Genomic DNA, 14,384 nt, shown 5'->3' on the forward strand with positions numbered 1-14,384 from the left:
AGCCAACATTAATATTGCCTTTAATCTAACCTTTACTAGCCTTTTTACCAATAACATTTTTAATAATTTCAACGACTTTTTCACTCTCAAATTGAGTTTTAAAAACAACGTCTACATCATCTCTGACATTTTGAAATAAAAGTTCCGCATGTTTAATTTTACGCTGCTCTTCTTCGGATAAGGTGTAGTTTGCCTTATCTTTCGTTTCAATCAACAAATTCAAAGTTTTCTTTCCACTTTCATACTCAACAATATAGGCAAAGTCTGGAGAATAGCTTCCACCACCTGCTATAGGAATACGAATTGAGTTTTTAGGAATCTTTGTGAATACAGATACTTCAGAAACTTTTTCACAGATATTTTCTTTTTCAAGAGGTGAATCATAAAAGAGTTCATTGAATAAATAATTATCTGCAATATTTAAAGCCTCAGTCATTCGCCCTAAGTTAGCACTATCTATCTCAGCTAATGGTTCACCTTCTTCATCAGTGAATACAGTAGGGTGGACTGTATTTGAAACATCAGTTAAACCTATTTGATAACTTTGGAATGACTGTTTTAATAAATAATCATTAAAACCACTTCGAATAGAGCGAATTGTACTTTGGCTTAGATATTGATTTATATCCAAATGCTTATCTGTACTTTGCAATAACTCAATAAAAACCTGATGTAGTGTATTACGATTCACTTTTAAAGAGATAGCTAACTCATGTAAGAATTCACCATAGGTCATGGTTTGAATCGGTAAAACCTCTTCATGAATCGAATGCTCAACATGCTGTGATGCCAAATTATTTTCAATAATCAAAGTATGCTTTTTGGTGAAACTTCCTGTCTTTTTAAAGCTATCTAAATTCGCCGCAAAATAACCTTTGAGCAAAGCATGAAATTGCTCTTCAGAGTCGATTTTGTATTCCAAAATCACTTTACGGTTAAGAGTTTCCCACATTTCTTTAAGCTCAGCATACTTAGCAAGACGCATCGTTGCTTTCTGCTTTGTATCTCCAGCATTACGTACTTTATTTGCTTTTAGACCTTGAGCAAAGACTAGAGGGAACTGTTGCTTTAACTTCTCCAAACCGCCTTCTTTAAAGTCATTATTACGCTTAATTGCATCAAGATCATCTAGGTGCTCTAGTAAAGCCTCTTCATCGTTGAACTGATTTGAATATTTATCCAGAATTTGAGCAATTAGTTCATTAGTCAGTTTAGTTTCATCAAACTCAACTAATGATTTGCTGTTGATATCTTCTACTAACTCTTTTACAAAATCTTTTTCTGTAAAATCAACATAGTAATGCAACTGAAAGTTTTCATTTTTAACGCGTTGCATAAACTCATTTACTGGCAAACGTAAGCCACGACCAACTTCTTGCAGCTTACTAGTTTTACCACCACTAGAACGTAATTTACAAATCTGGAATACATTCGGGTTATCCCAACCTTCACGTAATGTCCACTTTGAAAAAATGAAACGACGTGGGTTGTCTAGACTCAATAAAGTTTCTTTATCATGCAGAATTTCCTCAATCTCTTTCTCAATTTTCTCATCTTTTTCAGAATTATCTTGAGAAAAATAACCACCGTGAGATTGAGAAATATCTTTCAAAGTATTCTTTAAATATTCTCGGTAGGCTTCATGAGTTTCAGTTGTCAAAAGCTGAGTGACATGCCTTTCAATTTCAGCTTCTACAAATAAAGCTAAACTTCCTTTTTCTCCTTCTTTACCTCGGTAACTTTCAATATTATCAATAAAGAAGAGGCTTAACGGTTTAATCCGAGCAGTTGAGCGAGTCAATAAATCTTTTTCTATTTCAAAATGATTTGTAATAGCTTTACGGATCATCTTCTCCTGCAAAGTTTCATTATAAGAATACGGATCAATCACATCATTTTTTTTAAGTTCTAAACCGTTAGATAACACCACTGTGGTTTTATTTAAGTTATCAATGGTTAAGCTGCCAAAATTATAATCCACCTTACTCAAAGATTCATTTTTAAGTAAATGAACTTTTTCGGTAACTTTCCCTCGTTTGACTTGGAAAATAGCCTCTTCTTTCTTTTTGTTGCTCGTATCAATTTCTACAAGTTTAATTGATGTGTCTTTCGCACCTTCAAATTCTTCAATATAAGCCACCACACCTTTAACCAAGTCTTGGTTAAAGGCATCTACAGCGGTTAATTGATAAATAAGATTATAATAATCATCCTTAAAAGTTGCTCCATAACGAACAATAAATTGACCACCGAGTTTTTGAATATTTCCCCAAGTCTTTTGTGCAGTTGGAAAGCGGTGTGGTTCATCAATAATAACCATTGGTGCAATTGAGGCGATTGCATCTACAGGTGTGCTGAATTGATCGAATACAGCTCGGTCATACTTCTTACTGAGCGTATCTGAGTTAATCATCCCTGCATTGATTACAAGTACGTGAATAGTTTGTCCATCATCAGGTGCTTGAACAAAATCTAAAATACTTTGAGGCATTAAATCCTTTTTAGATTTTTTGTTTGATTGACTTTCTACAACATGACAACGAATAGATTTATTTTGATAATTGGTTGCAAAATGCTCTTGCGATGCTTGGGATTTCAAAAAATTAATTGTGCCCGCTTTAATAGGGAGCGTCGGTACAACCACAATAAATTTAAAAAGTTTCAGGCGTGCATTCAACTCAAACATCATTTTGGTATAGGTATAGGTTTTACCTGTACCTGTTTCCATTGAAATATCAAGTATATTGCTTTCAGGTTTAGCTATATGTCCTAAAATTTCATTGTGTTTTTGCACCGCTTCAATAGATTTCGCATAGGCTGATAATGCCAGTTGCTTATCTTTGGGTGCTAATGGATTACTTACTAAAGCCATTTGCTGATTAGGTTTAGTAAATGTTACCGTTTCAAGCACAGCAAGAATACTATCTACCGCACGTTGTTGATGTGGCAAGTTCCCTTCAAAATGAAACTGTTTTGTTTGCTGTGTTGCAAATAAAGGTAATGTTGCATTCATTATTAGTATCTCACCACAACATCAACAGGAATCGACTTTTTATTATTGTAATTTTTCATCGCTTCATCGATTTCACGTTGAGATTTACTATCAAAGTGATGACCGAGGATGACTAATTTAGATACTTGAAATTCATGCTCATCATCTAGTTTTTGAATCAAAATTTTTAAAGCTTCTGTATTAAAGCCTTTATTCACCAAATATAAAACATGGCCTAAACCATAAGCGAGATAATTACCAAGACTTATAGCATTCAGATTTTCAGACAGTAAAATTTTATCAAAACCTTTCCAAGTGGTTAAAATATCTTGTACTTGAGCATCATCGAAAACAGTCGTAGAAGATAAAGCATCAGACTGAGATAAAGTGAGTTGTTTTAGTTCTCGATAACTAGATGATGGTAAAAAGTTGGTACAGGTTTTAAAAACTTTGAATCCAAAATCAAATTTACTTTCAGGATAGTTATGCGATAATTTTTCACTTGCTCTGATAATACGATCTTTAGTAATTTCAAAAATAGTATTATATCCAGCTTTGTAAGCCGCTTTAGTAGGATTTGTTTTTTCATCTAATTGAACACAAATATATTTGCTTGCTATCTTATTAATAAAATTATAATCCATCAAAGCATGTGCAGTACTACCGCTACCTGCAAAAAAATCAAGAATAAAATCGTTATTCTCAATCTTTATAGCCTTAAACAAATCAATAAGAATATCTATATCTTTAGGATTTGTAAAAACATCCTTAACACCAAATAACGATTTTAAAAGATTTGATGCCACTCGACCATCTCGAAATTTCACACTTGTCAAACTTTGAAACTCAGTATCTTTTAGATAGGTTTTATTATTAGGAATAGTGGTCTCATCAACTCCAAAATGAATTAATCCTTTTTCTATCTTTTCCAACATGGTTTCTGGAGGGAATCTCCAACCACTAGCAGGTTCTTTGCAAACTTTATTTGTTATAGGGTGAATGACATCATACCTATACTGTCCAAAGTTTGGCCCCGATAAATCGGAAGCAAAGTAGACACCATTTTCATCACAATAGTTATAATGCTTTGAATCATAGATTGGATTTGAAGGCGGAAACTGTTTATACCAAGCCAATGCATCTTTATGAATTTTATCCCAAGCAGTCCCATGTTTTTTTTTCAGTTTATGAAAGTGGTCATAAATTTCATCAATACCTTCTTTTTTTTCTAACCAATTACCTTTATTACCATCTTTACTTTTTACATAACACAAAATATATTCATGCTGCATAGAGATATATTTTTGATCATTTTTACTACTATTTTTCCAGACAATTTCACCACAATAATTTGCTTCTCCAAAAATTTCATCAGCTAAAATTCTTAGAGTCGCCTGCTCATTTTCATCAATCGAAATAAAAATCACACCATCATCTTTTAGTAACTGTTTTGCAATATAAAGACGTGGGTAAATAAAAGTCAGCCATGCACTATGGCTATTAGCATTACTTTGCGTGAAATCTAGAATTCGGTGGGCTTCATCAAAATCAACACCTGCAAGTTCTGCAAACTGTTCAGGTGTAAAACTTCTATCATCTTGATAAACAAAGCCATCTGAGCCAGTGTTATATGGCGGGTCAATGTAAATCATTTTAATCTTTTCACTATAAGCCCCTTTTAGATGCTTTAACACCTCAAGGTTATCTCCCTGAATTAATAAGTTATGACTGTTTTTATTTTGTTTTTGTTCATTATGTTCTGTATCTTCAGACAACATTGTTCTTATAGGTTCATTGGCTAAAACACGAGCATAAGACTTACCTAACCAATTCAGGCTATAACTTTCACGACTAAGATCAACAGCATTTGCTTGAAGAATTTCTTGTAATTTCGACAGAATAAATTTACCCTGTTTATCGAAACACTGAGGGAAATTACTTTTTAAAACAGCCAGTTGCTCACTATTCGCTGTGATTTTTTCAGTGGGTAAGGTCTGTTCGGTTTTCATATAAAATGACAAGGTTCTTAACACAAATTTGCAAATATTCTAACATTTAAGAAGAGAAAATATTTGACTAATTTACAAGCAAAATATTTGAAAATTTTGTAAGATAATTTAAATATATCAATATACTAATGCTTTCCGCACTTATAGAGTAGAGGAAAATTTATTTTGGCAGAAATTAAAACTATAAAAACCGCAAACCCTTTAGCTGTTGTTCAACGAGAAACAGCAGGTGCTAGCACTTATGGGAAATACGAATATCAATATCATTGGGCTTTAGGTCGAGTTTTAGATGAGCATTCAAATTCAACTGACTACGTTGTTTTTATCGAACTGCATGAAGATGTTGTTTATTGTTCATCAATAGATGGATCTAAAGTGCAATTTGAATTCAATCAGGTTAAAAATAAATCTTCTTCAAAATATACAAATAAGAGTCTAACTAAACGTACAAAAAAAGATTCTAATTCAGTATTAGGAAAAATGTTATTAGGTATTAAAGATAAACCTTATCGCGATAAATTAATCAGTTTAAATTTAGTGGCAACTTGTGGATTCTCACTTCAACTTAATGGTGAACCTTTAAATCTTGAGGTCATCAAAATCGGTGATTTACATGAAGAATGTATTAATGACATTCAAGTTGCTATTGATGCAGAAATCGGCGATAAAAACTTACCTGATACACTTTCATTTATTACCCCTACTTTACCAGCAAAAGGATTTCAACAATACACAATTGGGCAAATCACAAGTTTAGTTAATAAAATTAAGGCTGGAGCAAATCATAACGCCGAATCTATCTATCGCTTATTAATGGATGAATTACGTATTAAAGGTGCTGTTACATATGACTATAAACTCTGGGATGATCTAATCCAAAAAAAAGGCTTAACAGGCATCACCGTCGAAAACACTATTTCTCAATTTACACAAAGTAATGACCTTCAAGTTCGCGAGAATGAGCTTACTGAAATCCTTAATGAGCTAAATTTCAAACATCATGAAAAAGCAAAAATTAGAAAAGAATTTCATCGTTATCATTCCTCTTCCTTACAAAGAAACCTTGCCGTACTCCAAGACCATGAAATAATGAAAAATATTGTAAATATCAATTATTCAGTTTATGAGGATGAAGGATTAGAAACTTTCATAGACAAAACAATGGAACAACTGCTTAAAAATGACAAGATTACATCAAGTCATGATAATGTAATCAAAGCTGGGCTTTTTTATGAGTTGATTTGTAAAAATGAAGAACACTAAGCCAAACAACGAAAATTTCAAACTTTTGATTAGGAACTTAAGAATTGGACAACATAATAAACTTATCGTTCAAACAACTGACAATCGTGTCAAATTCCCAAAAGTCCGCAAATCAGTTCAACTTCCACCCAAAATTTAATTTGATTACAGGGGATGATAATAGTATTGGCAAATCCACTCTTGCTAAACTACTCCTTTGGACTTTAGGTTGCTCAACCCATCATGATCCCACATGGAAGTCTTTCGATATAAGATCCTTATTAGTTTTTAATATCGGTAATAGTGAATATGCAGTTGGTCGGTATAATGATATTATTTTTATAAAACAACCAAGTAAAGGTTGGCAAAAATTTGAAAAGATCACTGGTGAATATTCAAAATTATTTGCTGAAATTGTTGGCTTTAAAGTTTTATTGCCAAACAAAAAAGATACAACAAAACTTGAAACACCTCCTCCAGCATATTACTTTCTCCCTTTCTACATTGATCAAGAATCAAGCTGGACTCAAACATGGAGCGGCTTTACTAATCTTCAGCAATATCGTAATTGGAAGCCCACGGTGATTAAATATCACACAGGTTATATAAACTCTGAGTACTTTAAAATTCTTGAAGAAATTTCTAAAAACCAATTTGAAAAAAAATCTGTTGAAGAAAAAGTTAGGACTATTGAAACAAGCATTAATATTATTACTGAATACCTACCAACTAGCCCTAAAGTTATTGCATTAACATCTAGCCAGCTAGAAGATCTATATCAAACAGTAAATGAAGACCTTAATGCATTACAGCAACAACAAGAAGATTTTTTCAAAAAAATAAGTGAATTAAATGCTGATAAAATCTATTTCCAAAATCAACTAGATTTAGCTTTAATTGCTTCTCAAGAACTTGAAAAAGATTACCAATTTTCTATTGAAAATATAGAGTTCGAGAATATTTCTTGTCCAATTTGCGGTACAAAACACGATAACTCATTAGTTAATAGGGCATCTATTCTAGCCGATAAAGTTGAAGCTGAACGTCAAATCGAAACTATTAAAAATAAACTGGGCGTACTTAATAAAAATTTATTGAAAAATAATGGAACTTTAAAAGAAATTGAAACTCAAATTCAGTTAATTCATGAAAAATATGATAGCTCACTTTCTGCTAATGAAATTTCTCAACCCAATAAACCAAATATCCTCGAAGAAATTGCTACCAGTACAATACATAATAGAGTTCAAAAAACAATTGAAGATAGTTATATCCAAATAAAAAAATACGACAGCGAAATTCGCTCCTCTAAAAAAGAGCAAACCAAATTATTAACAAAAGAAGAAAAAGATAAACTAAATTCAAATTTCAAATTAAGTTTAAGCAGTTATATTGAAAAACTTGATGCTACAGCGGTAAACCTTTCCAATATATCCTCATCTAGTGATTATAGTAAAATGCATGGGAATGGTGGAGCAGCTGAAAGTACTCGTGGTCTTTTAGCATACTACTATGCTGTTTTAAAACAAATTCATAATGCAGAAAATGAAGTTTTCGCCCCAATCATAATCGACACTCCAAATCAACAAGAACAGGCTGACTTCAACTACTCCAAAATTATTAATTTTATTATTCAGCATACACCTAATTCCGCTCAGCTCTTCATCTGCGCAATGAATCGAGAGGAAATTAAAACTTATAAAGAGCAAGCGAATACTATTTTCCTGACTGAAAACAAGTTGCTTGATACTAAAAAATATAAGGAACTAAAAGACTTATTAAATTTCGAAAGTTATGACTTTGCATAAGGGGAGTAATCCCCCCTTATATTCTATTGAAGTTAACATGAATATTTTTACCGTACTCAAGACACATCAGTTAATTGCCCTCACACTCCCCTGCAATCCTTTCTGTATATCCTGCACAAATCCATCCTCATGATTCGACTTATCTTTTACTTTAGCTCTCGTCATTGTTAAAGACTGCGCTTGTTCAATATTAGTCTCTTGATTTTCATCCATATAAAACTCCTCTACTAAATCCAAGCCCTCCTCTGCATTGACTTCAAACTGTGCATTGGCAAAACCCTGCCTTGCAGTCTGATCTAACGCCGTTTGATTAAAACCTGCTTGTTTACTTTGCTGGTCAATCTCTTGCGCCATTTGAATAGCTTGTTGCAGATTAACCCCATCTTTCAATGTTAAATCCACATAGTACACAGGTTGGCGATAGCTTTGGGTGGTACTTTTTCCACGTAGCGTGAGTTGCAATGGTAGACATGATAGCAAACCATTCGATGCAGCGTGGTAGTAGCTGAGCCGTGCAGCTAACGTCCGTATACTGTTAAAACCTGTGGTTCTAAAAATGAATGTACCGAGTTCATCACTTTCATCCAAATTGACATGTAAACGTCCATAGGGCTTGCAGTTTCCTCCTTGTGCCAATGAGCATAAGTCTGGTGAAGGGCATGGGTGCTGTTCAACACCCTGATTGGTGAGTCGCTGGCAGGTTTCACCATTACCTACACAGACAGGCCGTCCTGTTTGTCGGTCGAATAAGCTGTACTCAGCTCTCAGATTCAGTTCAGGATCATTGAAGATCATCCGTACTGGAATGGTACGGAGTTTTTGATTCGGTGCTTTACTGCGTAATTGCTCATCAAGCGGATGTTTGATCCACCCCTCTTTGCTTTGGATTTGACTGGTAATGGTAAATTGGTCGTCCTTTTCAGGCAGTCGTTTACCGTTCTTTTCAACAACTTTACCAATACTGATACGTCCAAGGATCGGTGGTGTGATTGCTAAACCTTTAATCATGATAATTTTCCTCTAAATAAAATTTTACTGTTGACCCTTTGTTATGTAAGCAAATACAAAACCGTTTAAAGATCAGATGAAATGCAAAGACCGCCATTGTTGGCCTACCGCTCCTTCGGGAGTCGGTAGGTCGGGGGTGGTTTTTTGCGCTTTTTTGAAGACTGGAAATATCGACGTGATGAATTCAGTCATTGGTATAGATCTGAAAGCGTCGTGTCCCTGCTTTGTTTTGCGGAAACTGTTCAAGCATTTCTGGGTGAAGTTTGAGTAAGGCTTTGCTGTCTAAACCGATTGAGTCCTTGGATTTCTTCCACGTCACTGAACCAGTGGCAAAGGTTGCTCGTTCAGCATCCTTCATCAACATCTGGATTTGATGCTTAATTTCATCAAAGTTATTTTGATGCTGCTCAATGTGATGCTTTTCTTGAATCAGTTGAGCAAACAATTGATTGGCTTGTTCGTTATGACTCAAGTCTTCAACAGTCAACGGAATATGTTGCGGATAGAGCTGCTGTATGGCTTTGGCTGCCGACTCACTGGCATCTGCATCAGGTGGTATATCTTTTTCCACACAATCCCAGAAGTCACGTTCCGCATTGATGATATGTTTGATCACGGATTCGGAGCGGGTCACTTTGAAGATTTTAGTCTCATGACCACAGATCAGCACACAAATATGCGCTGCCTGCTTGCCCGTGACTGCCAATTGATGTTGTACCTGACACAAGACATATAAAGGCACGCCATCTCGCCATAACTTTGCTCCATATTCTCCTGCGGTTTTGCATTCTAAAATCTGTACTTCCTCACTACCTACTACCGAGTAATCTAAGTTAGCCAGCATAAAATGCTTATCCTCATCAGGATGTTGTAGTACGGCATTGATACGACGGACTTTGTTGTTGGTATGCATGCTGTAGTATTCAGCGACCAAAGGTTCAAGTTGTTTGCCCCAATATAAAGGGGCATGACCTGCGCTTTCATCTTCAATGGATTGTTTGACTCGACCTGTCTTGATCATCCATAGTTCAAGCATCGACATATAGGGATTGAGTCCACACGCTGCGGCACAATCACTACTACCGATGCCTTGACGACGTACTTCAAGCCATTCTGCTTGAGTCATGTTTTTGGTATTGACCAAGCGTTTGGCTGTGAATAATTTTGGGGCAATAAATGGAGTACTTGCCTGTTGAATGGATGGATTTAAAATTGCGGTATTCATATTGAAGTCCTAATTATTTTGCTATGTAAAATGATGGGGATCACAAAAAATGGGCATAAAAAAACCACAGCCTAAGCTATGGTTTTAATAATTTTTAAAATTCGAAATTCCATTTAAAAATGCTTATTTAGATCTAACTTTCCATGATTGAAAAATGCATATTTCGTACTATGCAAGCATGTTAAGTGCCTGTTCCAATCCTCGTTGTTTGATCGATGCGCCAGCACCAAACCAAGCTGAATCGAGTCGATGATCTGTACTCATGGCACGTCTTTCATGATCAATAAATTCTGTAATTGAACACAGTAATCCATAGGCTGTTCCTTTAGCAGAACTCAACTCTGCACCACGTCCCTGACCATTAAACATGTCCATTGCTTTAGTCATCGCCTTGGCATTTGGCTCAGCTTTTTCCTTGGCATTTGCCTGTGCTGCCTGAGTCGCAACATCACGGTAAAACTGAATAATATTTTCTTCCTGATCTGCAATGCTCATTGTGGTGTTATTAAATACCGCATCAAAGAAAGCAGCTGCTTCTCCTTGGGTGACTCTACGCTGGCTGAGCTGCTTCATTTCGTACATGTGTTCATCCCATGCACGTACTGAAATGCCCAATTGCTGTTTGACTTTATCTGCATCAAACTTGGTACTATGCGGAACTTTCACTACACCTGCATTACTGTTCTGACCACGTAAAGCAATCGCCAAGGTGTTGTTGCAGACAACACGAATGGAGGTGAATTGTGCTGTTGTCGCAAGCGTACCGTCACATGCAGTTGCAAGAAGAATATAGCCATTACTGACATCCTTGCCTTTAAGTGCAGTAGATTGACCTGTACGTGCCAGCGCCCAGAATTTCTTGCCACCTTTAAGCACGCCTGCGGTTTCCAATTCAAAGCCTGATTGTTCAGTTAGATCACGATAGAACTCTAAGATCTCACGAGGTTGGACTTCCTGAAAACGTTGACTGACCACTGACAAAGGTGCATGAGTATCAGAACGGTACAGTACACGCTGGTCTTCATACGGCATGATGATGCTTTGCCCACGTTCATTCTGTGCCATATAACTGACATTGGATGACTCGATACGCCAGTCCATGCCTGCCTGCTGTGCCCAGACCTCAATCGGTTGGTTTTGACTTAGTTGATTCCCTAGCCCATGCCAAGGGGTTTCACCGACATAAGCCATTTGTTCAAGTTGATGTGCCATAGTTTTATTCCTTTTTTAAAATCATATTGAAAAATTGGATCTGTTCTTAATTCAGATATTGAATGGGGAACTTTTGGTAACAGTTATGGCAGAAGCACAAACTTTGCTGCAGAGGTGTGCTTTGTTCTGTAAAAGAATTAAACAAACCACCGAGTACAGTTCCTGCAATTCCTCCAACGATGGGAGGCAAATTCAAAGACTTCGCAACGGTTGTACCTAAGGCCCCTAAAGCTGCGGGTGATGCAAGATTTGATAATGTTGAATTTGCTTGTTGCGCATTCGCTTCAACAATCATGATGTCGGTTGAATGACAAAAGGGACAATTCAAGCTCATGACTTGACTCCTAAATTTTGGGCATAAAAAAGCCTGCACGATGGCAGGCTTGATATTCATTTTTCATGTGTACTCTAAAGAGCTTCATGATTCTCATTAGGATGTTATATATCTGAAATAATTTAGAATAAGATAATTATCAGATAATTTTTATATGTCTAATTTATAATAAAAGACATTATCAGATAATTACTTCATCGCAATCAATTGGGAATTCTTAAGCTCATGACCAACATTCGTATTACTGACTTCTGTGATAAATATGGTTATACCCAAGCACAAATTACATACGCAAAGAAAACAGGGATGCTAATACCAATAAAAAGAGGAATTATTGATGAAGAGCTTTCTCTTCAGGCACTTAAAAATACTAAACCGATCAAAGCTCCAATAGAGTTAGGTCAGGATGCAATTATTTCTAATTTGCAAAATGAAATTAAAGCACTCAAGGAACAACTACAAAGCACACTAGACCTTAAAAATCATTATGAGGCTGAACTAAATAAACTGGGGATATTCCCAGCACAGGTGGCTAAAGTTCCATTCCACCCTGAAGCCTCTATGAAAAAATTAAGTAATCATCCCGTTATGTCTCAAGAGTGGATGAAAGATCAAATGCAACAAATACCTGAATCTGAAAGAATATTTAAATCACGTAAGATACCGATTCCTCAAGAGGCATTTACTTCTAGCCTTCCAGATAAAAAATAATAGTTTTTGATTCAATCATAATGCCCAATTGTATTGGGCATTTACCACAAATAGCATATCTACCTTTGATTTTACTTGTTTTTTTAATATTGCTTGATTGACTAACTTCAACCTTAATTTTATCATTCAACTGCTGACCTACATCGTCAGTCGGTTTTAGCAGACCGTTTAGCCATACACTAAAAAGTTTAACTTTTTGGTGGGAATCCCTGCGTGCCCCCTCTGCGGCGGAACGGGAGGGGGACACCTTCGGGTGTGCTGATCCATTGGCTATCAGTCTGCTAACCCTCTTTCGTTTCGCCACCATTATTTAGCAGTAATGCGGTGAAACTTCTTTCATAGCCAAAGGAGTCATACCCATGACTAAGCATTTTCTATCTTTATTGTTTTCCTTAAAACGATTTTCCATCCCCATTTTGCCTTAGCAACACACATCAACTTTTGCTCATTCGACTGATCTAAATGCGATTTAGCTTTGGAAGGCTTTGTCTCGCTGAGTTTCAGTACATCAGCAAAATTCATAACACGTCAAATAACACAATAATAATTCGGGGAAATGATGAAAATTCAAATTTCACTTGTGCTCATATCTGTTGCCTTGATGGCTTCTGGTTGTGCCAGTAAAACAGAACGTCAATTTATCAGTGGTTGTAAAACAGGTGGCATTGATGGCAGTACCTGTTCATGTATCTACGACAAACTTGAAAATAAATATGGAGAGGATGGACTAAAAAACAATCTGTACACCCTTCAACAAACTGAATCCTTTCAGATGGATATGGTCAATGTTTCCTATCAGTGCATGAAGGAGTAGCCATGAGAATACTTGCAGGGATTATCTGCGTGATTGCAGTGATTTGCTTTTTAGGCTTGCCATTTATTGGCTTCATGATCGTCATGGGAATTTTTATTGCATTGGCAAAATTTGCAACTGGGGGAAAGTAAATGAATTCAAATATTAAGACATGGGTGATTAGTAGCTATTTAGTGATTGGTTTTTTCTTTGCCATCTATCAACACTTTTGGGGACAGTATAACTATAAGCCATTTACCTACAATTTAGGACAAGGCTTAGTTTGGCCTACGGTAATGTTTCCAACAGTAGGGAAAATCATCGGTGGTATTTTGATTCTATTATTCATTTGGTTCGTTGTTATTAGACCTAAGTTATAAAGGAGTGCATTCATGAAAAAAATACTTCCCATTGTAGCACTTTCAACTTTACTGATCGCATGTAGTCAATACAATCAGCAAGCTCAACAAAGTGCTACAGATCAAGCTGAACGCAGCTCATCTAATACTGCTACACAGCAGGAGCAATCTAAATATGCACCATATAGCAAGGAAGAGGTTGAAGCCAAAGTACAAGCTTTAACTCAGATTGTAGAAAATGATACCGAATATCTCCCTGCTGCGGTCAAACAAGCTCAATCATTTCTTGAGAGTTGGGATAAATATCCTGAAGCACTCAAATCCATGATGGAGTCTGATCTTGATCCCAACAATCCTGAATATAGCAATAATATTCCGATGGAGATGGAGCAACCAGAGATATCTGTTCGTGCCCAAATTTCCAGTCGGGAATCTCAATCAGCGTTTAATGTGCCTGGTGCAATTGAATATATTTTGGAAATTCAGTCCACTTCTGAACAACCCTTCACTTTAGAGGGATTAAATATTAACCGTGGTCGCTGTGGTTTTTATACAGGAGATTTCTATAGCAAAATTCCTGTGCAAATGAACTATAGTTCTACGGTATCCTATTTACTGAAATGCCGTGGTGATCAAGTGTTAGAAGCTGAATTGATAACCGACCAAGGCAATGTCAGTTTATCTTTTTGAT

14 protein-coding genes are annotated in these 14,384 nt (G+C 35.8%); 7 read left to right on the forward strand and 7 right to left on the reverse strand.

What is annotated here, in order from left to right; translation table 11 throughout:
* Window positions 1–25: 25 nt before the first annotated feature.
* On the reverse strand, window positions 26–3,013 hold the full coding sequence (locus tag FTV43_RS05725; RefSeq protein ID WP_179995078.1) for a type III restriction-modification system endonuclease: 2,988 nt from the start codon (window positions 3,011–3,013) through the stop codon (window positions 26–28).
* Window positions 3,014–3,015: 2 nt separating this feature from the next.
* Window positions 3,016–5,001, reverse strand: coding sequence for a site-specific DNA-methyltransferase (locus FTV43_RS05730; protein WP_179995079.1), 1,986 nt, complete (start codon window positions 4,999–5,001; stop codon window positions 3,016–3,018).
* A 165-nt stretch (window positions 5,002–5,166) separates the two neighbouring features.
* Between FTV43_RS05730 and FTV43_RS05735 the strand changes: the two genes are divergently transcribed.
* Together FTV43_RS05735 and FTV43_RS05740 are read left to right on the forward strand one after the other, a co-directional pair.
* Window positions 5,167–6,264: a DUF4297 domain-containing protein gene (locus FTV43_RS05735; RefSeq protein ID WP_002062181.1), complete on the forward strand. Its 1,098-nt coding sequence runs from the start codon at window positions 5,167–5,169 to the stop codon at window positions 6,262–6,264.
* An 86-nt stretch (window positions 6,265–6,350) separates the two neighbouring features.
* A complete protein-coding gene (locus tag FTV43_RS05740) occupies window positions 6,351–8,051 on the forward strand; it encodes a hypothetical protein (protein ID WP_079267142.1) in 1,701 nt (566 codons plus the stop codon).
* 66 nt (window positions 8,052–8,117) lie between these two features.
* Here FTV43_RS05740 and FTV43_RS05745 read toward each other — a convergent pair whose 3' ends face one another.
* The 4 genes from FTV43_RS05745 to FTV43_RS05760 all read right to left on the reverse strand — a co-directional run bounded on the left by FTV43_RS05745 (window position 8,118) and on the right by FTV43_RS05760 (window position 11,830).
* Window positions 8,118–9,059, reverse strand: coding sequence for a hydrolase or metal-binding protein (locus FTV43_RS05745; RefSeq protein ID WP_179995080.1), 942 nt, complete (start codon window positions 9,057–9,059; stop codon window positions 8,118–8,120).
* Between the two features lie 184 nt (window positions 9,060–9,243).
* Complete coding sequence (locus FTV43_RS05750; RefSeq protein WP_179995081.1) at window positions 9,244–10,284, reverse strand: YqaJ viral recombinase family protein; 1,041 nt, start codon at window positions 10,282–10,284, stop codon at window positions 9,244–9,246.
* 168 nt (window positions 10,285–10,452) lie between these two features.
* On the reverse strand, window positions 10,453–11,496 hold the full coding sequence (locus FTV43_RS05755) for a DUF932 domain-containing protein (RefSeq protein ID WP_057093425.1): 1,044 nt from the start codon (window positions 11,494–11,496) through the stop codon (window positions 10,453–10,455).
* A 46-nt stretch (window positions 11,497–11,542) separates the two neighbouring features.
* Window positions 11,543–11,830: a hypothetical protein gene (locus FTV43_RS05760; RefSeq protein ID WP_179995082.1), complete on the reverse strand. Its 288-nt coding sequence runs from the start codon at window positions 11,828–11,830 to the stop codon at window positions 11,543–11,545.
* Between the two features lie 225 nt (window positions 11,831–12,055).
* On the opposite strand from FTV43_RS05760, the gene FTV43_RS05765 reads away from it, so the two are divergent.
* On the forward strand, window positions 12,056–12,541 hold the full coding sequence (locus tag FTV43_RS05765) for a hypothetical protein (RefSeq protein ID WP_168414283.1): 486 nt from the start codon (window positions 12,056–12,058) through the stop codon (window positions 12,539–12,541).
* On the opposite strand, the gene FTV43_RS15985 is transcribed toward FTV43_RS05765, so the two are convergent.
* Window positions 12,519–12,788 carry a hypothetical protein gene (locus tag FTV43_RS15985; protein WP_257224093.1) on the reverse strand — a complete coding sequence of 90 codons (270 nt, stop codon included), beginning with the start codon at window positions 12,786–12,788 and terminating at the stop codon, window positions 12,519–12,521. The two genes, FTV43_RS05765 and FTV43_RS15985, sit on opposite strands and share 23 nt — an antisense overlap.
* Before the next feature lie 312 nt (window positions 12,789–13,100).
* Between FTV43_RS15985 and FTV43_RS05775 the strand changes: the two genes are divergently transcribed.
* From FTV43_RS05775 to FTV43_RS05785, 4 genes are read left to right on the forward strand one after another with little or no spacing between them, the layout of a single operon-like run.
* On the forward strand, window positions 13,101–13,355 hold the full coding sequence (locus tag FTV43_RS05775; protein WP_101235163.1) for a hypothetical protein: 255 nt from the start codon (window positions 13,101–13,103) through the stop codon (window positions 13,353–13,355).
* A gap of 2 nt (window positions 13,356–13,357) precedes the next feature.
* Window positions 13,358–13,486 carry a hypothetical protein gene (locus tag FTV43_RS15990; RefSeq protein WP_257224094.1) on the forward strand — a complete coding sequence of 43 codons (129 nt, stop codon included), beginning with the start codon at window positions 13,358–13,360 and terminating at the stop codon, window positions 13,484–13,486.
* On the forward strand, window positions 13,487–13,714 hold the full coding sequence (locus FTV43_RS05780) for a hypothetical protein (protein ID WP_179995083.1): 228 nt from the start codon (window positions 13,487–13,489) through the stop codon (window positions 13,712–13,714).
* A gap of 12 nt (window positions 13,715–13,726) precedes the next feature.
* Window positions 13,727–14,383: a hypothetical protein gene (locus FTV43_RS05785; protein ID WP_179995084.1), complete on the forward strand. Its 657-nt coding sequence runs from the start codon at window positions 13,727–13,729 to the stop codon at window positions 14,381–14,383.
* Window position 14,384 lies beyond the last annotated feature (1 nt).

The sequence above is a fragment of the Acinetobacter sp. YH16053 genome (assembly GCF_013417035.1).
Classification (GTDB): domain Bacteria; phylum Pseudomonadota; class Gammaproteobacteria; order Pseudomonadales; family Moraxellaceae; genus Acinetobacter; species Acinetobacter towneri.

What these genes read in the sequence shown, in the direction of transcription:
- FTV43_RS05725 (WP_179995078.1), bottom strand. Translation starts at nt 3,013, where the DNA reads ATGAATGCAACATTACCTTTATTTGCAACACAGCAAACAAAACAGTTT.
- FTV43_RS05730 (WP_179995079.1), bottom strand. Translation starts at nt 5,001, where the DNA reads ATGAAAACCGAACAGACCTTACCCACTGAAAAAATCACAGCGAATAGT.
- FTV43_RS05745 (WP_179995080.1), bottom strand. Translation starts at nt 9,059, where the DNA reads ATGATTAAAGGTTTAGCAATCACACCACCGATCCTTGGACGTATCAGT.
- FTV43_RS05750 (WP_179995081.1), bottom strand. Translation starts at nt 10,284, where the DNA reads ATGAATACCGCAATTTTAAATCCATCCATTCAACAGGCAAGTACTCCA.
- FTV43_RS05755 (WP_057093425.1), bottom strand. Translation starts at nt 11,496, where the DNA reads ATGGCACATCAACTTGAACAAATGGCTTATGTCGGTGAAACCCCTTGG.
- FTV43_RS05760 (WP_179995082.1), bottom strand. Translation starts at nt 11,830, where the DNA reads ATGAGCTTGAATTGTCCCTTTTGTCATTCAACCGACATCATGATTGTT.
- FTV43_RS05765 (WP_168414283.1), top strand. Translation starts at nt 12,056, where the DNA reads ATGACCAACATTCGTATTACTGACTTCTGTGATAAATATGGTTATACC.
- FTV43_RS05775 (WP_101235163.1), top strand. Translation starts at nt 13,101, where the DNA reads ATGAAAATTCAAATTTCACTTGTGCTCATATCTGTTGCCTTGATGGCT.
- FTV43_RS15990 (WP_257224094.1), top strand. Translation starts at nt 13,358, where the DNA reads ATGAGAATACTTGCAGGGATTATCTGCGTGATTGCAGTGATTTGCTTT.
- FTV43_RS05780 (WP_179995083.1), top strand. Translation starts at nt 13,487, where the DNA reads ATGAATTCAAATATTAAGACATGGGTGATTAGTAGCTATTTAGTGATT.
- FTV43_RS05785 (WP_179995084.1), top strand. Translation starts at nt 13,727, where the DNA reads ATGAAAAAAATACTTCCCATTGTAGCACTTTCAACTTTACTGATCGCA.